Genomic DNA, 22,458 nt, shown 5'->3' on the forward strand with positions numbered 1-22,458 from the left:
GGCACTTCCTGATGCCCAGCCTGTCCTACCGAAGCGGTGAGCTATGTCCAACCTCCTCCCTGTCCACGCTGCCGAACATATCCAGCGGGGACTCACGGAGTACCTCACCACCAGCTTCTCGCTCGCCGACGACATCACCGCCGGGCGGCTGGCCGAGTTCCTCACCGACCCGGAATCCGGCATGTTCCACGGACCCTACATCCGCACCCGCCTGCCGTATGCGCCAGCGACCACACAGGGAAAGCCCTTTGAGTGGTTGCCAGACTGGTTCGAGCCCTACCTCCACCAGGCAGAGGCGTTTGAACGGTTGACGTCGATAAGCAATGGCACACCTAGGCGGCCGGACCCAACCTTGGTGGTCACCGGCACCGGTTCGGGCAAGACCGAGTCCTTTCTTTACCCCATCCTCGACCACTGCCGCCGCCGCCCTGGCCCGGGAATCAAAGCGCTTTTGCTTTACCCCATGAACGCCCTGGCCAACGACCAGGCCAGCCGCCTGGCCCGCCTCATCAGTGACAACCCCGCCTTGGGGGGTGTCACCGCCGGTATCTACACCGGCGAACAGGCCGACAAGAGCAGCCGCAGTGTCACCGGAGACAGCCTCATCACTGATCGGGACCACATGCGGTCGAACCCGCCGGACATCCTGCTCACCAACTACAAAATGCTCGACCAGATGCTCATCCGCGAAGCAGACCGCGACATGTGGGCAGCGTCTGCCACCAGCCTGCAGTACCTCGTGCTCGATGAGTTCCACACCTACGACGGCGCGCAGGGAACCGACGTGGCGCTCCTCCTGCGCCGACTCGGGCTCATGCTGCGCCGCAACCAACCGGAGGGATTCCTTGAGCAGTTTCCCGGCGCGGCGGACCGCCCGCTCGGAGTGGTCACTCCTGTGTCCACCTCAGCCACATTGGGCAACGAGGGCCAGGCTACCGACATGCTTGAGTTCGCCCACACCATTTTCGGCGAACAACTCGACGCCTCCGCGGTCATCACCGAGACGAAACAGACCATCACACAGTGGCAGAACTCCATCTCGCAGCTGCTCGGCCACCCGGAACAACCGGCATCCACCATGCCGACCGCCACGGATGTACAGGCAACCAACGCAGCCATCGCCGCGATGGAGGGCCAACCAGGAAGCTACGAGGACCACGTCCACGAAGTGTTCTGCCGCGAGGTCTACCGGTGCCGTGAGGAGATCGACGAGGCTGTGACCGCCTACGCCGTCCACCCGCTCACCGAGTTCATCCTCACCCACGCCACCCAGGCCATAGCTTTAAGCGATATGCGCCCAGGAGACTCCACCTCCCTGGTCCAGCACCTCGACAACCAGGAAATCCGACGTCTCCCCCACCACGGCGCGGCCGAGTTCCTCACCCATGCGCTTACCGAAATGACCCACCTGCGCAACCGATTCGCTGACATCCACGGAGAGTGGGAGGGCAAGAAGCTCCCCGGTGTGGAAACCCACCTGTGGATACGTGAACTTTCCCGCATCGACCGGGTCGTATCCTCCACCGCCATCGAGCAGGTGTTCCGATGGTCCGACAACGGACCGCGAGACTCCACCGACGATTCACAGGCCTGGTTGCCCGCCTGCTACTGCCGGCACTGTGGCCGCTCCGGCTGGATGACCTCGTTCGACCCCGGCGGGGAGACCCCAGAGACCAACCTGCAGACCATCCGCCGAGGATCCCTCACCGCGCCGAAACGGCAACGCCCGCTGCTTGACGCCAGCTTCGAATTGCGCGCCAGTGGCGACGGCATCGACCACACCACCGACGGCGACAGCCGGGTCATGTGGCTCGACATGGGTCTGCCCGCACTCAGCCCGACCGCACCCACCGAGGAATCCCTGGAAACAGGTGTGGTGGTCCCCGTGCTCACCTACGCAGAGGACGCGGCAGAAGACCTGGCCCGTTCCGAAACCTGCCCGTCCTGCAGTGCCCCGGACGCTATCCGCTACCTCGGGTCCTCCGTGGCCACGTTGCTGTCGGTGGCTTTGTCCAACCTTTTCGGATTGGACGGCCTGTCCGATACGGAGAAAAAGACTCTGGTGTTCACCGACTCTGTGCAAGACGCTGCCCATCGAGCCGGATTCGTGCAGTCCCGGGCCCGCACCTTCGCTCTTCGTACCCTCATCCGCCAGGCTGTCGGCAACTCCACCACCACCCTGGCCGCCCTGCCCACTCGGCTCATCACTGCCGCCGAGGGTGACGCCCGTGCACGCTACGAGCTCCTCACACCCGAGCTTACGAAAAACTCGGACTATTCGCCCTACTGGTCACCCGGTGCTGATCCGGCGCAGCGGAGGAGGGCCGCGGGCAACGTCGAGAAGCGGCTCGCACTGGACGTAGCACTGGAGTTCGGCGACCGGGCCGATCTGGCCCGATCTCTGGTCTCCACAGGGTCCCTGACCTCCGGCGTGGACGTCGACGACGCGGTCCTGCGGGCCGCAGCCGAAGCCGCCCTTGCAGGCGTCGCGCTTCCGCTCGGCGACCTTGAGCTGTTGCCCTGGGCCCGCGGAGTGGTGGAGACCATCCGCATCCGGGGCGGAATTTCGCACCCTTGGTTTGGCTCCTACCTTCGGGACGACTGCAACGCCTACCACCTCAACAAACGCGCTTCCCAAACGAAAGGCCTGCCTACCTTCCCCAAGGGAGCCGCCCCATCGTTTCCCCGCGCCGGTTCCGTCCTACGCCGCGCCGACGACACCATCGACTACGCCATGCCCACCGCCAGCCCCCGCGGCGTCTACGCTAGGTGGACAGCCAAAGTGCTCGGCACCACCACCCACGACGCAGCCACCGCCGTCACCGCCCTGATGAAAGAACTGGCCCGGCGCGATGTCCTCGGTACTGTGGACACATCCACCTCTGCCACCATCTTCCACCTGCGGCCAGAGAGCATCCTGGTCACGGCGGAGGACCAGCCCGAGACGTTGGAGTGCCAGGTGTGCCGCTCGCGGCTCGGGGTACCGGAACACGTGCGAACCTGTTTGGAGTCCACCCCGTGCCTCAACCTCGGGTGTCTCGGCTCCTATGCCGTGGTGGGCATTGAAGACAACTACTACCGGAGCCTCTACTCGGTGGCGAACACCCGCACGGTGGTCGCCCACGAACACACCAGCCTGTTGGACAAGGCGGACAGACTGCGGGTGGAAAACCAGTTCAAGGCCTCTTCCGAGGAGCCGGACGCCCCCAACGTGCTGGTGGCCACCCCCACGCTGGAGATGGGCATCGACATCGGGGACCTGTCCACGGTGATGCTGGCCTCCCTGCCGAAGACCGTGGCAAGTTACGTCCAACGGGTCGGACGCGCCGGCCGTCTCACCGGCAATTCCCTAGTGATCGCCCTGATCCGGGGCAGAGGGATGGCACTTCCCGCCCTGGAAAAGCCCCTGAGCGTCATCGCCGGGGCGGTTGCCGCACCGGCAGCATTCCTCTCCGCCCAGGAAATCCTCCACCGCCAGTTCACCGCCTTCCTCCTCGACGGGCTCCTGCTTACCGAGCACATGCAGGCACCGAAGAACGCTGCTGACGTCTTCCTCGACTCCCCGTCCCGTCGGACGGTCACCAACGTCCTCCTGGAGCGTTTACGCGACAGCGTGGAGGACACCGTCACTCAGTTCTGTGACACCCTGCAGGGCTTCACCGACCAGCAGGTCCTCGATGAACTGCGCCAGTGGGCCACCGGCCAAGGTCCGACCAGCCTCGCCGGTGAACTGGTGAACGCCCAACAGCGGTGGAACGCACTGGAAAAGGAGCTGTTGGCCAAGGAATCGGTCCTGGAGCAACGTGATCTGGAACTGAGTGCGCGCAAGGACGCACCCGGCGCGGACGAGGACACCATCGCGCAGGCTCGGACCACGTCGGCAGCGCTTCGCTTCATCAGAAAGCAGCTGTCCGAATCAGTGAAGGGTGAATACTGGATCTCCGCGCTGGAGCGCTACGGGCTGCTGCCCAACTTCACGCTGCTCGACGACTCGGTCGCTTTGGAGTTGTCGGTGTCTCAAATGAACTCCAGCACTTTCGAGTTCGATACCTACCGCGTCGACTACGCCCGCGGCATCTCCTCCGCGCTCTATGAGCTGGCTCCCGGTGCGACGTTCTACGCCCAGGGCATTGCCGCCACCATCGACAGCGTCGAGCTGGGTGCCGACGGCTCCAACGTAGAGAAGTGGCGCCTGTGCCCCTCTTGTTCCTACTCCCGCACCGAGTCCGTGGCAGGCGATTCACCAAAGGTCAACCCCGGTGCCTGCCCGGAGTGTGGCGACGCCACGTTCGCCGACCTCAGCCAGCTCATCGACGTGGTCCCCATGAAGAAGGTCTTCGCCGAGGTAGAAAAGACTCGCTCTGCCATCAATGACCACCGCGACGAACGGTCCTCCGTCCGGTTCCAGACCGCCCTCAGTGCCGTGGTCCCCGAGGGCGGGGACGGTGGATCTTGGTACCTCACCGGCTCCGGTTTCGGTGTCCAGTATCTGCCGCGGGTTCAGATGCGGTGGCTCAACCTGGGCAAGGGAACTGGCGACAAGCGCATGTTCGCCTCCCGGGAAACCGAGGCCCCACTGTTTCGGGTTTGCAGTCACTGCGGACACGTGGACTCGGAGGCCGGAAGCAACCACTGGCGTGACCACCGGCCATGGTGCCGGCTGCGCAACGCCGACGAGGAGGAGACCATTACCTTCGCCCTCGGCCGGTCCTTGAGCACCCAGGGAGTCCGACTGTTCCTCCCCCAGCTGCTCACCGTCGCCGATACCGTGACCGTGCCCAGCATCATCGCCGCCATCCGTCTCGGATTCAAAGAGGTCTTCGGGGGAGACCCATCCCACCTGGACGTGGCCACCGTCAGGCTCGGTACAGGAGAAGATTCTTCCGACGCCCTGCTCCTGCACGACCAAGTCCCCGGTGGGACCGGATACCTCTCGCAGTTTGCCCGGGCCGACAAGGTCCGCAATCTGCTGGAAAAGGCGTACCTGCGGGTGCGCCACTGCATATGCGTGGGCGATGACCGGGCCTGTTGCCCGTCCTGCCTGCTGCCCTATGCCCAACCCGGCGCAGAGGAATCGACCTCCCGGGCTGCTGCGGAAGCCGCGCTGGCCAAGATTCTCGGCGACAACCTCCACCCGGAGGACGGGGCGGATCCCCTGGCGGTGGAGTGGGAGGGCCGGATCACCCACGCACAGCCGGCGAACAATGAACGCAGTCAGCTGGAGACCCTGTTCCTCCATCTGCTGCGGGACTCATTGCAGGCACGAAACGTCCCCCTGACCAAGCAGGTACGCAACGGACGCAACGAGTGGGTGTTCACCTTCCCCCAGAGCCGCCACCAGTGGCGGATGCGCGAACAGGTCGACTTCGGATACACCCGTCCGGATTTTTACTTCTCCACCGACGATCCTGATATCCGAGACATCGCCGTCTACCTCGACGGCGCGTCGTACCACATCTCCGCCACCCACGAACGTGTCCACGGTGATATGGACAAGCGCACCAGGCTGTACCGGGAGAACATCCTCCCCTGGTCCATGTCGTGGACGGATCTGCAGGACCACCGCGACGCTCCCCACCACGCTCTTCCAGTACCCCCAGTGTGGTTCAACACCGGCCTACAAGGCGAGCTGGCAGCACGGCTGAACCTGGAGAAGTCATTGCAGGAGCTCCTACTCCGCGATCCCTTGTCCCAGTTGTTGGCCATCCTTTCCTCCCCCGATCCCGAACAGTGGCGCCGGTTCGGCACGGCTGCGTTCTTACACTCGGTGGTCTATAAGCCCGGAAACCGGGCCACATTCGCCGGAGACATCGACGTATCCAACAGTGAGGGGAAGTTCACGCTGATGCTGCGCAGCCGGGTGGGAGCGGTGGACAAAAGGGCTTGGAACCTGTTCCTGTCCATGAGCAACTTGTTCTTCCTCGAACCCACCCGCGCCGACATCCGCACCAGCACCATCGAAGCCGCCCCAGAACTTGCTAGCCCAGTACCTGTCGCCCCAATGGACAGTCAACCTCCCTCGTCACTACAGGCCGACCACGGCACTGGTGAGGCAGTGGGCAACGCTGCGGAGGAGACGTCGATAAGTACCGGCTGGAACGACATCATCGCAGAGTTCGAAGGCGAATCTGAGGTCCAGGCCGCACTGAGGGCGTTGGCTCGCAATCACGTCCGCCTGCCAGACGAGGTCGGGGCCGAAATCTCTTCAGAGATGACCATTGTGAGCTGGACAGACATCAACATGGTCGTTGTCTACCCGGGTGACGGTGACCAACTACGCAAGCACAAATGGACGGCTGTGGATCTTGAGCAGGTAACCGAGACCACACTGCCCGACTCGTTCGACGCGATAAAGGAAGGGGTTTAGGACCCAATGGCCATTCTCACCCTGCACAAGAGCTTCACTGTCCGTGACGGACTGTCGAAGCCGATCATGGAGTTCATCCAGAAGCTCCAGGACAATCCCGCCAACCCGTCGTTACACGTCGAACACGTCAACAACAGCCGCGACTCGCGGGTGCGTACCGGTCTGGTGAACAAGCAGTACCGGGCTGTGATGATCGAGATACACTCCGGCACCGAACAGCACTTCCTGCTGCTCGACGTGCTCAATCATGACGACGCCTACCAGCTCGCCGCCACCGTCAAGATGACGAACAACCCGGTCACCGGCGTCACGCAAATGGAGATCGGCACCGCCAACGCAGAACTGTCCCCGGCAGAGATCGACGCCGAGATCGACTCCCGTGCCCGACGCCTCGCCGCCGAGAGGCTGGCCCAACAACAGGCGGAGGCAGAGGCTGCTAGTGCGGCAGCGGTGTCGGTCGTCGGCCGTGACGCACCTGCCCCGCGAACCACCCTGGCAGCGGCCGGTATCACACGCGAGGACATGGAAAATGAGCTCGGCATCTCTCCCATTGCCGCAGGCGTGGTGTTCGCAGCGGACAGCGAGCACGATCTGGAGTCTCTCCTGGTGGACAGTCCCGCCTGGGAGCTCGATGCCGTCCTGGCGCTGGTGTCCGGTTTCACCATCGACGAGGTGCGCGAGGAACTGGGGCTAGAAAAGGACCACGAGTTGAGCACCACAGTGGTTGGGGATGGCGTCAGTGCCGAATCCACCGATGACGAACTGCTCGCCGGCCTGCAGCTGCCCGCGGCGAGGATGGAATGGGCCTATGGCGCGGGCGAAGAGGCTCTGCGCTCGATCATCGAGACCGGCGACTTCAATGCCTGGCGGATCTTCGTCCACCCCAGCCAGCAGGCGATCATCAACGCCAACTTCTCCGGCTCAGGCAGAGTGTTCGGCGGCGCCGGCACCGGCAAGACTGTCGTCGCAGTGCACCGAGCCAACGCGCTCGTGACCTCCCGGGGAGCCACGCCTGACGTCAAAGACCACCCACCCCGGGTGCTGCTGACCACCTTCACCCGGGCGCTGTCTGACTCCCTGAAATCTCAGATGAACCTGCTCAACCCGCGTTTCCCTGAGGCCAGCACCCACGGTGCGAATGGGCTGTGGATCTCCGGCGTCGACGCCCTGGTCTACCGCGTCCTCCAGAACGCCCAACCACAGGAGATCAATCACTCCATCGAACAGATCCTACGTATCACCACCCCCTTCAGCCCGAAACCCCTCGATGACCGCGGGGAAAAATCGAAGTGGGAGGATGCGATCACCCTTGCCAACGTCACCCTGGCCCCGGAGAAGTCCAACCCAGAGTTCCTTTCCCAGGAGTATTCGACGGTGGTTCTCGGCGGGGGTGTTGACGGGGAGGCCAGCTACCTCCGGGTCCCCCGCCTCGGTCGCGGCACCACGCTCAACCGACGGGAACGCAAGGACGTGTGGAAGATCATCGAGATCTTCGTCCGCAAATGCGCTTCCGACGGTCGTGTCACCTGGCCAACGTTGGCCCTATTGGCGGCCGCCGTCGTCGAGGCGCGCGGTGGCAACCACCTCTTCGACCACATCGTCATCGATGAGGCCCAGGACTTCCACGTGGGACACTGGCGTTTCCTCCGTGCCTGCGTCCCCGAAGGGCCCAACGACATCTTCCTCGCCGAGGATTCCCACCAACGAATCTACGGCCAGCGTCTGGTGCTCAGCCGCTACGGGATCTCCACTCGCGGCCGGGCATCCCGAAAGCTCACCCTCAACTACCGCACCACCCATCAGAACCTGGACTTCGCACTGGCAATCCTCTCCGGCGAGCAGTGGCGCGACTCGGAGGACGAAGTGGATACCACTCTCGGCTACCGCTCCTCCCGCCGAGGACCCGCACCGATCATCGCCACTGCGGAGAACGCCGGAGAGGAGACAGCACTGGTGGTCGGACAGATCAACACATGGCTGCAGGAGTCCCCGGGGGCCCACGTCGGTGTACTCACTCGCACAAACTTCCCCGTCAAACAGATAGTGGCTCAACTACGCGACGAAGGAATTGAGGCGGTGGAGACGCGGCAGGCCACCGCCGCAGCAGCAGCGACCGTCTCGGTGATGACCATGCATAACTCGAAGGGCCTGGAGTTTACCCATGTGGTTCTCATGGGCGTCTCTGAGTCGTCCATGCCGCAGAAGTACCAACTCAACGGCCTGGCGGACGCCGAGGCAGCAGACGTGCTTCAGCGGGAACGGGCATTACTCTACGTGGCGGCCTCCCGTGCCCGCGACGCATTAATGGTGACCACCAACGGAGAACCGTCACAGCTGCTTCCGGCGTAGGTGCGTGCACGACTGGCCCGCTCGCGCTCTTCCCGCATCGCCGGAAAACGATCCCCTACGCGCCCTGTCCCCAACGCACACCCGCTCCGCAACCATGCATCTGTCTCCGTGTACACAATCGCAAACGGAAGCGTCGAGTTTTCTGGCTCTTCACGATTTAGAGTGCGTAGATGACGGTCAAGTCCCGTGGGACGGGGATCGGGGTGGCGCAACATGTAGGGGCCCTGGCTGGCGCAAGATGAGAGTTGCGAAATTTCCGTCTGACCGAACCAAGACCCTACTATGCAGCCTAGTGGCAACCTTGCAGACGATACTTATTGCGCCGTACCGCTGAGATCAGTCTGACGATCACCGGTGCCGCCGACGCCGACAACATCACCATCATCGACGCCTCACCCGTGACCGTGGACAATTACTACTCGGGGTTCCAACAACCCGGAAAGCTACGCGATCACGCCATCCGACGACTGGTGGATCTACCGGTCGTCGGGTTCCCGACCCGCCAGCACATCCGCGTTCCCCGCTTCACCTTCACGAAAGAATCGTGTCCGATTATCCGAGCGGAGCAACTGCTGTGAACCGCAGTCATAATGAGCCTCGGGGTCCGTTACCGGCCCGTCCGGCCCGGGTGGCTAGCGGCCAAATTAATCATCATCGAAGCGAAGGAGCGTGAGCTTGGGCCGTGGCGGCTCGTCTTCGTCAATGGCCGCTTTCACGTCGTCATCGTCGAGGAAGTGTACGGCCAGCGCCACCGAGTGTTCGCACCAGAGCTTAAACAGGCCCGCCACGTCCGGGCAGGAGCAACTGGGAGCTACCGACGTCGCTTTTCCGTCCCATTCCAAGGAGGCGGTGAAGGGCTTGGGATTACGGATGATGCCACCCACCCGCCGTGGTCCCTGGAAGATGACCTCGACGCCGTTGGCTTCCTCTATCGCTCTACCCGCCAGGAAATCCTCATAGTCTGCCTCATTGTTTACCTGCTCGACGGAGAGGACATCGCGGATGCTCATGCCTTTGTCAGCCACGCATCCGCCTCCGTGTACACAATCGCAAAGGGCATAGGCGAGTTTTCTTCGCTGAACCACACGAGCACCGGACCATTCTCCCCCAGCACCACGGGCTGTTGTGGAGCGTGCATCGCACTGCGGATGATGATGGTCTCGGCTTCGACTCGGGCTCCCCGTTCATCCAGGTCGAGGGTGATCTTCTGTCGAGTTGAGCGATCGAGTCCCTTGACAAAGGCTTCGTAGTTCACCTTCTGCGCCGGTACCTGAATGGGTGAGACTCGGGCCTTTGAAGGAAATCTCCGCATCCATCCGCGCACGCCCGCGACGATGGCCCAGGCATCGAGCTCCTCCTGGGTTTCGATGGGCAGCTCGGCGAACCAGGCCCAGACCTGGTTATCCCCCAAAAGCATGGGCGCCCGGGCGAGGCTCACCTCCCCTACCTCAGCGACCATCGCATCTTGAACGAGAACACCCTCGTAGCTGCCTCCGCGATACCCATTGAAGGACTCCCGCGTGGCATCCCAGTTCATGAGTCCGGTATCAATGGTGCAGGTCACCGCGAAGGGCGTGACCTCTACGACGGCTAACCCGGCGAGGAGGTGAGGCAGCTCGCCGTCCACCACCTCCGGCAGGTTCACCACGGGCAGCTGTTCGGCGGCGATGCGCAGGGTCACGGGGTCAAACGCCGCGACGCCATTCTTGAATTCCATTAGCGCTCCCCAGCCAAGGAAGTCAACCGGGACATGAATTCTCCGAGGAAGCGTTCCACGTCCACGCCGATGGCGACGCGGGAGGTCTTCACCGGATCATTGAGCCGGGTGTGGTCGCCGATGCTGCGCCCGCGAGTGGGGCCGTCGGTGTCCACCATCATGTTGATGTCGACGGTGTCCACCAGCGTCGGATCCGCGGCCACCGCCACCGCCAACGGGTCATGGAGCCCGCAGCCCCCGAGGTCAGGGTCAAATTTCTCGTAGGAGCGGATGTAGTAGTCGGCGGCGTCGGCGAGGAAGGTGCCCCGGGCGGTACCCAGCTCCCGCCAAACGGCCGTTTCCTGGTACGTAAGCAGGGTCTGGAGCGTGACGTCGAGCCCGATCATCGTGACGTCGCGGCAGCGGCGGAATAACAGGTCAGAGGCTTCGGGATCCTGGTGGATATTCACCTCGGCCCAGTGCTTGATGTTGCCCGGGACGGTGAGGGCGCCACCCATCATGACGATGTGCGCGTTTTCGGCGAAGAAGGGGTCAGCCTCGACGGCCGCCGCAACCGAGGTGGAAGGGCCCGTCGGCACGATCACGAGGTCATCGCCATGCTCACGCACCGAGCGCAGCAGGAATTCCACCGCCCCATCCTCCTGAACTCGCCCACGAGGATCGGGAAGCACAGCTTCGCCGACGCCGTTGGAACCGTGGATGAACGAGGAGATCTCTAACACCTCGAACCCGGGTTTCTGCGGGCCAGCGAACACCGGCACGTCCCCACGTCCGAAGAGTTCCAGAATTGCCAGGGCGTTGCGCACCCCAGTCTCCACGAGCACGTTGCCATACGTACCGGTGACACCGATCAGCTCCAGCTCGGGCGAAGCGAGCGCGTAAACCAGGGCGAGCGCGTCATCGATACCGGTATCGAGGTCGAGGATTACTTTGCGTGCCATGGTGTCGGACTCCTAGGTGATGTCGAGGATTTCGCGGACCTTGTTCACATCATTATTAATGGCCGTGAGCAGTTCGTCGACAGAATTGAACTTTTCCATGCTGCGGATGTGCCCGATGAAAGCGACGTCGGCTTCGTATCCGTAGAGGTCAGCATCGCGGTCGAGGATGAAGGATTCGACGCTGCGGCGCTCGTCGCCGAAGGTGGGGTTGGTGCCCACGGAGATCGCCGCGGGATAGGCCACTCCGGGTTCCATGTCGCCGTCGATGGCGCGGGGGCCTTTGACGGTGAACCACCCGGCGTAGACGCCATCGGCGGGAAGGGCGACGTCATCAAGAAAGTACTGGTTAGCGGTGGGGAAACCTAGTTCCTTGCCACCTCGACCGGCGCCGCGGACCACGGGTCCGGTGATGGTGTACGGGTGGCCCAGCGCCCATGCGGCGTGTTCGACGTCGCCGGCTTGGAGGTAGTCGCGGATCGAGGACGAGCAGATGCGCTGGCCGTCTTCTTGGAGCAGTTCAACGATTTCGACGTCGATGCCCAGTTCCTTACCCATCTCGCGGGCGGTGTCGGCGGTACCGGCGGCATCCTTGCCGAAGGTGAAGTTCTCCCCCACCACCAGCGCCGTAGCACCAAGAGTCTTGTGGAGCAGCTCCGTAAAATATTCCTCCGGGTTCAGGCCCGCAAGCTCGCGAGTGAAATCGACGACCAGCGCCGCATCAATGCCCATCTCCCCCGCCAGGGCCAGGCGCTGCTCCAGGGTCGTGAGCATCATCGGAGCACGCTCAGGCAGAAACACCGACAATGGGTGCGGGTCAAAGGTGACCATGACGGCGGGGACGCCGCGTTCCTTGGCCAGCCGGGATGCGCGCTCGATGAGTTGCTGATGCCCGCGGTGCACCCCATCAAAAACACCAATGGTAACGACGGACGCCTCAAGGGACGCGGGGACATTGCCTATTCCGTGCCAAACAATCACCGCTTCAGACTACGGCATACACTTCCCGTATGACTGATGCACTAGCCAGCTCGGGGCTCGTTGTGGTGGACAAGCCGGCCGGGATGACCTCCCATGATGTCGTTGCCCGCCTCCGCCGGATCTTCTCCACTCGCCGGGTCGGCCACGCCGGGACGCTTGATCCCATGGCCACCGGCGTGCTGGTCGTCGGCATCGAACGAGGCACCAAGTTCCTCGCCCACCTCGTGGCCACAACGAAGTCCTATGACGCCACCATTCGTCTGGGCGCGGCGACGACCACCGACGACGCGGAGGGTGAGGTGCTGAGTGAGGTGGGGGCGGCGTCGATAAGCAATGACGACGCGCTCGCCGGCATGGCGGCGCTGACCGGCGACATCATGCAACGCCCAGCTTCCGTGAGTGCCATCAAAATTGATGGCAAACGCGCGCATGAGCGCGTCCGGGCCGGCGAGGACATCGAGATCCCAGCCCGCCCCGTCACCGTCAGCCGCTTCGAGGCCCTTGCTTATCGACGCCCCGATCACTACCTCGACATCGACGTCACCGTCGATTGTTCCTCGGGTACCTACATCCGTTCGCTCGCCCGCGATCTCGGGGAATCGCTCGGTGTCGGCGGGCACCTCACCGCCCTCCGACGCACCGCCGTCGGCCCGTTCCTGCTGGCAGACGCGCTAACGCTCGACGAGCTGGAAGCCACTCCCCGCCTATCACTCAGCCTCGACGAGGCCCTCGCCCGCTCCTACCCGGTGCTCCACGTCACCGACGAGGAAGCCGCCGCCCTCGCCATGGGCAAATGGCTCGAACCGCGCGGGCTCGACGGCACCCACGCGGCCGTCGCCCCCGATGGCCGCTCCGTCGCGCTCATCAGGGAGAAGGGCAAACGCCTGGCCACCGTGTTCGTCGCCCGACCCAGCACTATGTGAGAGCCCGGCGCAGCATCCCGATAAAGCGGCTGTGCTCCCCCTCCCGGCTGGCCAAGTCTGCCCAGGTCACATGGAGGCGCGGGATACCAGCATTAGTCAACGCGCGATCCCGCTCCCGATCCTTTCTCATCTGCTCCCGCGGCTCGACCCCCGTTGTCACCCCGTCGTACTTCTGCTCCCCATCGGTTTCCACCACGAGTCGCCCATTCACCAACAAGTCGCCCCGGTAACGCCCTCCCAGCAATTGCGGCTGCACCTCGACGCTCGTGACCTCCGGAAGACTGGCCAACAGGATCTGCGCCCGAGCCCACGACTCCGCCGGACTCTCCGCCTTTGCATCCGCCAACTCCAGGGCCCGGATCGCCCGCGCGCCAAACTTCATCCGTCCCAAGCCATCCAGGTACTGCCTTGCCGCGGGCTTGGTCATCTGATCCATCCGCAAGATCGCGTCAAAAGCCAGAATCCCATCCGCGATGCCCTCGAATCGCGCCAGGTCAGCAGCCGTCCGGATTAGGCGTGTGACCCTGACCCCCGCCTCCTCGACGATGTGCTCATCCCACAGTTGCGTATAGCGATACACCACTCCCCTCGGCCACTGAGCCCGCTGGGGAGCCCTCGGAGTGCCCGGCAAACACAACTCCACTGGAGCATTCCTGCCGAGCACCGGCAATCCATGAAGTCTCGCCGCCGACTTGCCTACTACCACGGCTTTTCTCGCCCCTAAGCCCACCGCGAATGCCCTGATCGCTTCCCTATCCCACCAGGTAAAACCCTCGAATGCCTCCCTGTGGACCGCGATTTCCGGACACAAGGCGATCATCTTCCCCTGCGCCAGCTCCCTCGTGAACTTTGGTGTCCCCGCCCGCGCGCTCCGCAGCTTGATGAACTCGATCTCTTGGCGCCAATCCCGCATACCCGAAGTATCTGTCACCGAGGGCAGGCGTGGCAGAGTGCTAGGGCTTGGGCTGTGGAGAGACCATGATGTCAGTGAAGGCTATCCACAGAAGTGTTCCGGAAAGTGCAATTCGACTTGACCAATTCCACTTCCATCATTAACCGAGTAGCCCTCGTCCTCCACTCGATTAATGAGGGAACTCAAATCGCACTTTCCGAACTCAGGAGCCAGGCGGACGCCTCAACTCCGAGCACAGACCAGGCTCACCCAAAAGTGCAATTCCACTTCCCTCATTAATCGAGTACCCCTCGTCCCCCACTCGACTAATGAGGGTACTCAAATCGCACTTTCCCAACTCAGGGCCCCGCGATCACCGCAGTCGTCGCGATTACGTATCCGTCGCGGATGACCCAGCGGCCTTCGATAAAGGGGACCGGAGTGGGACGAACGAGCAGGTAGGAGATGAAGGTGCCGTCGTCGCGCAGGTCGATTTCGGCTTGCTCGAAGCCGAGCCAGCGGTGGGTCATGGGGAACCACGCTTTGTAGGTCGCTTCTTTGGCGCAGAAGAGTAGCCGGTCGGCGCAGTCGATCCCGTTGGCGGCGAGGCGGTCGAGTTGGGCCATTTCTCCGGGGCGGGCGATGGAGCTGACGACTTCGCAGGGAAGGGGTTCGGCGGGTTCGGCGTCGAGGCCCATGGATCGGACGTGGGTTTGGGGGGCGACGACGGCTGCGCGGAATCCCTCGGTGTGGGTCATGGAGCCGGTGATGTGCGGGGGCCAGAGGGGCATGCCGCGTTCGCCGCGGAGGATGGGTTCGGCTTCGCCGAGGCCGAGGTCGCGGAGGGCTTGGTGGGCGCACCAGCGGGCGTCACCGAATTCGGCTTTGCGCAGGTCGACGGAGTGGTAGACCAGGGCTTGCTCAAGTGGGTGGAGGCCTTGGAAGTTTTGGAGGTCGGGGCGTTCGCGGTCGGTGATGACGTAGCAGTATTTGGCGGAGTCGGGGAAGAGTGAGGAATCAAGCATCGTTCTCACCCACTGTCATTACTGGGTAGGGCCAGGGGTTGAGGTGTCCGTGGCGTTCCCATTCGCGGGGGTACCCGAGGGAGACTTCGACGTGGGGGACGCCGTCGACCTGGCGTTCGCCGGGCATGTGGAGGTGTCCGTAGATGACGGCTTGGGCGTTGTAGCGTTCGGGCCAGGTGCGGGTGTGTCGGGTGCCGCACCAGAGTCCGATTTCGGGGATGCGCATGTCCAGGGTGGGTTCTTGGACGAGCGGCCAGTGGTTGATGAGGATGGTGGGGCCTTCGATGCGCGAGAGTCGCTTGATTGAGTAGGCGAGGCGGTCCCAGCACCAGGCGCGGATGTCGACGAAGGGGGCGATGGCGAATTCGTCGGTCATCATGATTTGCTTGGCCCGGGCTGCGTCGATGGCTTGCTCGACGGTGAGGCCGGGTCGGCGGAAGCTGTAGTCGTAGAGGGTGAAGAGCGGGACGACTGTCACTCCGTGGAATACCGGGTAGGGGTCTTCGGGGGTGAAGATGTCCAGGGCTCGGCAGCCTTCGACAAGTTCGGTGTATTTGTCGCGCCCTTGGAAGCGTTCGGTTGAGCGGGAGAAGAGCTCGTGGTTGCCCGGTACCCAGATGACGTGGGCGAAGCGGGAGCGCAGTTGTTTGAGAATTCGCAGGACGAGGTCGGTGCGTTCGGCGACGTCGCCGGCGACGATGAGCCAGTCGGAGGGGTCGGTCGGCTGGATTTCGTCGATGCGAACGGCGTTGGCCTTGACGGCTGCGTGCAGGTCGCTGACGGCCCACAACGTGGTGGTCACGGTGGACACCTCCTTCCTTTCGTCATCTTATGTCCTCAATTGTCTATCACAGCCCACTTCATTGATTGGAAACGCCAGATCACCGCCAGCATGCGCAGGACGATGAAGGCGAGTAGTCCGATCCAGATTCCGGTGAGTCCGCCGTCGATGGCGTAGGAGATCCATACGCCGGGCAGGAATCCGAGGAGGACGGCTCCGATGGTGATGGTGCGCAGGTAGGCGGCGTCACCGGCGCCGAGGAGGACGCCGTCGAGGGCGAAGACGACGCCGCCGAGGATGATCATGCAGATCATCAGCCACCATGGCGCGGCGATGGCGTCCAGCACCGACTGGTCGGTGGTGAAGATCCGGGGTATCACGCCCGCGAGCAGGGCAAACACCAAGCCCAGGCCCATGGCGAAGATCATGGAGTAGAGGGTGACACGTTTGCCTACATGCTTGGCGACGTCCACTGCTCCCCGGCCAAGCGCCGCCCCTGTCAGGGCTTGCGCGGCGATGGCGAGTGAGTCGAGGACGAGGGTGATGAAGTTCCACAGTTGGAGGAGGATTTGGTGCGCGGCGAGGGAGGCGGTGCCGAAGCGGGCTGCCACGGCCGCGGCGGAGACGAATGCCACTTGGAAGGATAGGGAGCGGAGGATGAGGTCGCGGCCCATGACCAGCTGGCGGCGCATGATGGACCAGCGTGGGGCCCAGCTGCCGGTGTGCTCGTGACGCAGGGCGGCGAGGAAGCAGATGGAGCTGATGCCAATGCCGATGACGTTGGCCCACGCGGATCCCACGAGCCCGTAGCGGGACACGAGGATCGGGATGAGGATCGCTCCAGGAATGACCCCGGCGAGGGTAAAGTACAACGGCCAGCGGGTGTTTTGTACTCCTCGTAGCCAGCCGTTGCCGGCCATGTCGATGAGCGTGAGCGGAATGGCCAATGCTGCGACGTGCATCCACGCTGCGGCGGCTGAGGCGGTGTCGGGGTTGCCAGTGATGGCGAGCGCGATGCGTTCGGCGAACAGCCACACCAGTGAGGCGATGACTAGTCCGACGCCGAGCCCTACCCAGGTGGCTTGGACGCCTTCCGCGACGGCCTCGTCACGCTTGCCCGCACCGTACAACCGGGCTGAGCGGGCAGTCGTGCCGTAGGAGAGGAACGTCAGTTGGGTGGTGACGGTCGACTGCACGGTCGTCCCCACGGCGAGGGCTGCGAGCTCAAAGGCGCCGAGGCGGCCGATGACGGCGGTGTCGAGAAGCAAATACAGCGGTGTCGCCGCGAGCACGCCGAGCGCGGGGAACGCTAACCCGAAGATTTGCCGGGCGGAAACGTCTTTCACCGGCCCACCTGGTTCAGCAGGGCGGCGACCACCTCTTCAGCGTTCCCGCGCGCGGTGTATCCGGCGGCGGGGATGTGGCCGCCGCCGCCCATTGCCACGGCGATGTGGGAGACGTCGACCGTATTCGATCGCAGGGAGGCGTGCCAGAGCCCAGGAGCGGATTCCTTGAACACGACTCCGAGGTCGGTGTCATCGAGGGAGCGAACAAAGTCGACGAGCCCCTCAGCAGCGGAGATCGACGCGCTGGAGAGGAGGGCATGATCGGCGACGATGATCGCCACGCGGTGCTCGCCCGCCTGGTGGACCTCGACGCGAGACAGGGCCTGGCCGATCATGCGTAGGTCGTGCACGGAGCCTGAATCGAGGAGGTCGGTCGAGATCTCCCGGATGTCAATGCCAGTTCTCATCAGCTGTGCCGCGAACGTGTGCATGGCGGCGCTTCCCCACCGGAAGCCTCCGGTGTCGGTGAGCAACCCGGCGTAGAGGCAGTGCGCGATGTGCTTGTCGATTTGCACTTCGAGCTCATCAAAAAGCCGACCAAGAATCGTCGTCGTGGATTCGGCATCGCGGACGATGAGGTTGACGGCCCCAAATCCGGCGTTGGACGAGTGGTGGTCAATGACCAAAGTGGTCTCCGCGCGGCGGCCAATCTCCTCGGCCAGGGCGCCGGTGCGATCGAGCGCCCCGCAGTCGACGGTGATGATGAGGTCGACGTCGGGGAGCTCACCAGCAAGCACGACCTCGTCGGCGCCCGGGATGCTCAGCAGGTTATCGGCGAAGGGATGCGGCTGGCCGATGACGCCAGTGGCCTCTTTACCCAGTTGGCGGAGGGCGGCGACCGTCGCGCATACCGAACCAATGGCATCGGCATCCGGGCGGATATGGCCGACGACGGCGACGGTGCGCGCCGGTGCAATGAGCGCCGCGGACTCGGCGTAGAGGGACACTAATCTTCCGTCCGGTACGGGTTCGCATCGCCGGCGGGCTGAGCGTTCTCCTTGAGACGAGCCAACTCCTCATCGCGGGCCTTGGCGCGGGCGAGCAGCTCCTCCATGTGGGCCGAGGCCTCCGGAACGGCGTCGTATTCGAAGGACAGGGTCGGGGTGAAGCGGACGCCGAGCTCGTCGCCGACGATCTTGCGCAGCTGGCCACGGGCACGGTGAAGGGCCTCGGCGGCGGCGTCGAGGTCGGGCTTCTCGTCCAGCGTGCGGCCACGGACGGTGTAGAAGACGGTCGCATCATGCAGATCGCCGGTAACGCGGGTGTCAGTGACCGTGACCAGTTCCAGGCGACGATCTTTGACTTCACGCTCAATAGCGGAGGCCACGATGGTCTGAATGCGCTTGGCCATTCGGGCGGCGCGGGCGTGATCGGCCATGGTTATCTGGCTCCTTGAGTCGAGGGATGTTTTAGGTACTTGAGTCTACCTGTGCGATCCTCAGGCCCGGCAGCGGCCAGGGACGTCGAGGGTGATGCGCCTGTTCAAAGGGATAGCCGAGGGAAACGTCGAAGTGAGGGACGCCGTCAATTGTTAGCTCCCGCGGCATGTGCAGGTGGCCGTGGGCGACGGCCACCGCCTGGTAGGTCCGGGGGAAATCCCTGGTCAACGTGGTACCGCACCACAACGCCATCTCGGGGTGGAACATCGCTTGGGTGGGTTCGACGGCAAGCGGCCAGTGGTTGACGAGGAAGGTCTTGCCTTCAACGGCATCGAGTCTCCGACGGGAGTAATCCACCCTTTCGCGGCACCACTCCGGAATGTTGACGTAGGGGGCGATGAACAGGACGTCGTCAAGCGTGGCACGCGCCTTGGCCGCAGCGGCGAGGGCCTGCTCGGCGGTGAGTCCCGGCGGGCGGAAAGAATAATCGTAGAGGGTAAATAATGGTGCGACGGTGACGTCCCCGAAGACGGGATAGGGGTCCTCGGGCGTGTCGACGCCCACCTCCCGCAGCAGGTCAACCAGCACCCGGTAGCGCTCGCGCCCGCGGAAGCGGTCGGAGCTACGGGCGAATAGCTCGTGGTTGCCGGGGGTCCAGATGACACGCGAAAATCGCCGCCGGAGGGCAACAAGCGTATCGACGACGACGTCGATAGCCTCTGCCACATCTCCTGCGACGATCAGCCAGTCACCGGGCTCCGCCGGCCGCAATCGCTCAACGCGATCGCGGTTGGCGGGCCAGGTGACATGGAGGTCCGAGACCACCCAGAGGGTGCGCGGCATATTAGTCGCGCGGAACCTCAACCTGCTCGATGACGGTGATCTTGTCCCCTACCTCAATGTTCGGGTAGGACAGGACCATACCGCACTCGTAACCAGCCGCGACCTCAGTCACGTCGTCCTTTTCACGACGCAGCGAGTTGATCGTGGCGCTATCGGTCACGACTGCACCATCACGAGTGATGCGGACAGTGGCGTTACGGCGCACCTTCCCGCTTTCGACCATGCAACCTGCGATGAGGCCGACGGAAGAAGCCTTGAAGATGGCACGGATCTCGGCGGTACCGACCTCGCGCTCCTCGTAGATCGGCTTGAGCATGCCCTTGAGAGCAGCCTCCACCTCTTCGATGGCGCGGTAGATGACGGTGTAGTAGCGGATGTCAACGCCCTCAGCGTTGGCTTCCTCAGTCGCCTTGCCCTCAGCGCGAACGTTGAAGGCGATGATCACCGCGTCGGAGGCCGAAGCCAGCGACACGTTGGTCTGGGTGACCGCACCGACGCCGCGGTCGATGATGTTGAGCTCGACCTCGTCGTCCATCTCGATCTTGAGCAAGGACTCTTCCAGCGCCTCGACGGAGCCAGCGTTGTCGCCCTTGAGGATGAGGTTAAGAACACTGGTCTCCTTGAGCACAGCATCCAGATCCTCCAGGGACACGCGCTTGCGGGTCTTGGCCTGCATGGCGGCACGCTTACGGGCGTCACGCTGAGCAGCGATCTGACGGGCAACACGGTCATCTTCAACCACGAGCAGGTTGTCGCCAGCGCCGGGGACGCCATTGAGGCCCTGCATCTGGACGGGACGGGACGGACCCGCCTCTTCGACATCGTGACCCATCTCGTCGATCATGCGACGCACGCGACCATAGGTGTCACCGACGACGATGGAGTCACCGACGCGGAGGGTACCGCGCTGAACCAGGACGGTGGCCACGGGGCCACGACCACGGTCAAGGTGGGCTTCGATGGCCACACCCTGGGCGTCCATGTCCGGGTTCGCCCGCAGATCCAGGGAAGCATCGGCGGTGAGGACGACAGCCTCCAGCAGCTCATCAATGTTGATGCCCTGCTTGGCGGAGATGTCGACGAACATGGTTTCTCCGCCGTACTCCTCGGCGACGAGGCCGTACTCGGTGAGCTGGCCGCGGATCTTGTCCGGCTGAGCCTCCGGCTTATCGATCTTGTTCACGGCAACCACGATCGGCACATCGGCGGCCTTCGCGTGGTTGATAGCCTCCACCGTCTGCGGCATGACACCGTCGTCGGCGGCGACCACGAGGATCGCAATATCCGTGGACTTGGCACCACGGGCACGCATGGCGGTAAACGCCTCGTGGCCCGGGGTATCCAGGAAGGTGATCTTACGTTCGCGGCCATCGACCTCGCGCTTGATCTGGTACGCACCGATGCCCTGGGTGATGCCACCGGCCTCGCCCGCGCCGACCTCAGCCTTACGGATGGTGTCGAGCAAGCGGGTCTTACCGTGGTCGACGTGACCCATGACGGTGACCACCGGCGGGCGCTTGGCCAGATCGTCCTCGTCGCCGTCATCCTCGCCGAACTGCAGGTCGAAGGACTCGAGCAGCTCGCGGTCCTCGTCCTCGGGGGAGACAACGTCCACGACGTAGTTGATCTCCGCGCCGAGCAGCTGCAGAGTCTCCTCCGGCACAGCCGCGGTAGCGGTGATCATCTCACCGAGGTTGAACAATGCCTGGACCAATGCGGCCGGATCGGCGTTGATCTTCTCAGCGAAGTCGGACAGGGAGGCGCCGCGGCGCAGGCGCACGGTGGCACCATTGCCGTCGGGCAGACGAACGCCACCAATGACGTTCGGTGCCTGCATTGCCTCGTACTCGGAACGCTTCTGACGCTTCGACTTACGTCCGCGACGCGGTGCGCCACCCGGACGGCCGAATGCACCAGCGGTACCGCCGCGACGACCGCCACGGCCTGCGCCGCCACCGCCGCCACCGGGACGGAAACCGCCACCTTGGCCACCCTGGCCGCCGCCAGCGCCACCACGTCCGCCACGGCCACCGGTGCCGGCAGACTTCTGCGGCATCTGGCCGGGGCTCGGATGGTTCGGCATCATGGCCGGGCTCGGACGGCGTCCGCCGCCCTGTGCCGGACGATCAGCGCGATCAGCGCCCTGCTGACCACCGCGGCCGCCTTGCTGGCCACGGCCGCCGGGCTGTCCGCCCTTGGCGCCGCCACCGGGGCGGGGGCCACCCTGGCCCGGGCCCTGGCTGCGTCCGCCACCCGGACGGGGAGCGGGACGGTCGGTGCCGGACGAGAACGGGTTGTTGGCCACGCGGGGGCGGCCACCCGGCTTCGGCATCGGGCGCGGCATGGCCGAACCCGGGGTCGGAGCGGCCGGCTTCGGAGCGCTGCCCTCGGCAGGTGCCGGAGACGCGGGCTTCGGGGAAGCAGGCTTGGGAGCGGCAGGCTTCTGGGCGGCCGGAGTTCCGGCCTCCTTGAAGGTCGGCTGAGCGGGCTTGGTGGCCGGCTTGGGGGCAGCCTGGGCTGCCGGTGCTTCCGGAGCAGCCGGCTTAGCGGCAGGTGCTGCGGGCTTGGCAGCGGCAGGCTTAGCTGCAGCCGGCTTCGGGGCGCCGGGCTTGGGGCCGCTCGTGCCCGGCTTGGGTGCGGACGGCGCGGCTGCGGGAGCGGCGTCGGCCGATGTCTTGGGGGCAGCTTCTGCGCCGCCACTGTTGTTGTCGTAGTGAGCGCGCATCTTCTTCACCACCGGGGGTTCGATGGTCGATGATGCGGTTTTGACGAACTCGCCTTGCTCCTTGAGCGTGGCAAGCAGTTCCTTACTGGTTACGCCGAGCTGTTTTGCCAGCTCGTGTACGCGTAGCTTTCCGGGCACTTCTCTCCTCTTGGTTTTCTAGAGAACGAGCAAGCCCCGGGGGGTGAGCTCGAA

15 protein-coding genes and 1 pseudogene are annotated in these 22,458 nt (G+C 64.2%); 4 read left to right on the forward strand and 12 right to left on the reverse strand.

Annotation, left to right across the window (positions count from 1 at the left end; all coding sequences use genetic code 11):
* The first annotated feature begins 43 nt into the window (after positions 1 to 43).
* From CTEST_RS07920 to CTEST_RS07930, 3 genes and pseudogenes are all read left to right on the forward strand, one after another.
* Entirely contained in the window at positions 44 to 6,367 is a 6,324-nt protein-coding gene (locus CTEST_RS07920; RefSeq protein ID WP_047253286.1) for a DEAD/DEAH box helicase, read from the forward strand.
* Between the two features lie 6 nt (positions 6,368 to 6,373).
* The gene (locus tag CTEST_RS07925; protein ID WP_047253287.1) at positions 6,374 to 8,716 is read left to right on the forward strand and encodes a 3'-5' exonuclease; all 2,343 of its coding nucleotides are present in this window, start codon (positions 6,374 to 6,376) and stop codon (positions 8,714 to 8,716) included.
* 282 nt (positions 8,717 to 8,998) lie between these two features.
* A pseudogene (locus CTEST_RS07930) lies at positions 8,999 to 9,264 on the forward strand (ISL3 family transposase); the annotation flags it as partial.
* Positions 9,265 to 9,360: 96 nt separating this feature from the next.
* Here the strand turns inward: CTEST_RS07930 and CTEST_RS07935 are convergent.
* From CTEST_RS07935 to CTEST_RS07950, 4 genes are read right to left on the reverse strand one after another with little or no spacing between them, the layout of a single operon-like run.
* Positions 9,361 to 9,741 (reverse strand): hypothetical protein, encoded by a 381-nt coding sequence (locus CTEST_RS07935; protein WP_144413250.1) that lies wholly within the window; start codon positions 9,739 to 9,741, stop codon positions 9,361 to 9,363.
* A complete protein-coding gene (locus CTEST_RS07940) occupies positions 9,723 to 10,433 on the reverse strand; it encodes a hypothetical protein (RefSeq protein ID WP_047253289.1) in 711 nt (236 codons plus the stop codon). Before CTEST_RS07940 ends, CTEST_RS07935 begins: the two co-directional genes overlap by 19 nt.
* On the reverse strand, positions 10,433 to 11,374 hold the full coding sequence (locus tag CTEST_RS07945) for a nucleoside hydrolase (protein ID WP_047253290.1): 942 nt from the start codon (positions 11,372 to 11,374) through the stop codon (positions 10,433 to 10,435). The genes CTEST_RS07940 and CTEST_RS07945 overlap by 1 nt, the downstream gene beginning before the upstream one ends.
* A 12-nt stretch (positions 11,375 to 11,386) precedes the next feature.
* On the reverse strand, positions 11,387 to 12,352 hold the full coding sequence (locus CTEST_RS07950) for a bifunctional riboflavin kinase/FAD synthetase (RefSeq protein WP_047253291.1): 966 nt from the start codon (positions 12,350 to 12,352) through the stop codon (positions 11,387 to 11,389).
* Between the two features lie 29 nt (positions 12,353 to 12,381).
* Here CTEST_RS07950 and truB point away from each other — a divergent pair, with 29 nt between their 5' ends.
* Positions 12,382 to 13,275, forward strand: coding sequence for a tRNA pseudouridine(55) synthase TruB (gene truB, locus CTEST_RS07955; RefSeq protein ID WP_047253292.1), 894 nt, complete (start codon positions 12,382 to 12,384; stop codon positions 13,273 to 13,275).
* On the opposite strand, the gene CTEST_RS13085 is transcribed toward truB, so the two are convergent.
* From CTEST_RS13085 to infB, 8 genes are all read right to left on the reverse strand, one after another.
* The gene (locus CTEST_RS13085; protein ID WP_052844331.1) at positions 13,268 to 14,188 is read right to left on the reverse strand and encodes a hypothetical protein; all 921 of its coding nucleotides are present in this window, start codon (positions 14,186 to 14,188) and stop codon (positions 13,268 to 13,270) included. The genes truB and CTEST_RS13085 overlap by 8 nt on opposite strands.
* A 338-nt stretch (positions 14,189 to 14,526) precedes the next feature.
* On the reverse strand, positions 14,527 to 15,192 hold the full coding sequence (locus tag CTEST_RS07965; protein ID WP_047253293.1) for a 4'-phosphopantetheinyl transferase family protein: 666 nt from the start codon (positions 15,190 to 15,192) through the stop codon (positions 14,527 to 14,529).
* On the reverse strand, positions 15,185 to 15,994 hold the full coding sequence (locus tag CTEST_RS07970) for a metallophosphoesterase family protein (protein ID WP_047254315.1): 810 nt from the start codon (positions 15,992 to 15,994) through the stop codon (positions 15,185 to 15,187). The genes CTEST_RS07965 and CTEST_RS07970 overlap by 8 nt, the downstream gene beginning before the upstream one ends.
* Positions 15,995 to 16,029: 35 nt before the next feature.
* Positions 16,030 to 17,319: an MATE family efflux transporter gene (locus CTEST_RS07975; protein ID WP_047253294.1), complete on the reverse strand. Its 1,290-nt coding sequence runs from the start codon at positions 17,317 to 17,319 to the stop codon at positions 16,030 to 16,032.
* Positions 17,316 to 18,266, reverse strand: coding sequence for a DHH family phosphoesterase (locus CTEST_RS07980; RefSeq protein WP_047253295.1), 951 nt, complete (start codon positions 18,264 to 18,266; stop codon positions 17,316 to 17,318). Before CTEST_RS07980 ends, CTEST_RS07975 begins: the two co-directional genes overlap by 4 nt.
* Entirely contained in the window at positions 18,266 to 18,697 is a 432-nt protein-coding gene (rbfA, locus tag CTEST_RS07985) for a 30S ribosome-binding factor RbfA (RefSeq protein ID WP_047253296.1), read from the reverse strand. The genes CTEST_RS07980 and rbfA overlap by 1 nt, the downstream gene beginning before the upstream one ends.
* A gap of 31 nt (positions 18,698 to 18,728) precedes the next feature.
* The gene (locus CTEST_RS07990; protein WP_047253297.1) at positions 18,729 to 19,541 is read right to left on the reverse strand and encodes a metallophosphoesterase family protein; all 813 of its coding nucleotides are present in this window, start codon (positions 19,539 to 19,541) and stop codon (positions 18,729 to 18,731) included.
* Between the two features lies 1 nt (position 19,542).
* A complete protein-coding gene (infB, locus tag CTEST_RS07995; RefSeq protein WP_047253298.1) occupies positions 19,543 to 22,404 on the reverse strand; it encodes a translation initiation factor IF-2 in 2,862 nt (953 codons plus the stop codon).
* Positions 22,405 to 22,458: the final 54 nt, after the last annotated feature.

This window comes from Corynebacterium testudinoris, assembly GCF_001021045.1.
GTDB lineage: Bacteria > Actinomycetota > Actinomycetes > Mycobacteriales > Mycobacteriaceae > Corynebacterium > Corynebacterium testudinoris.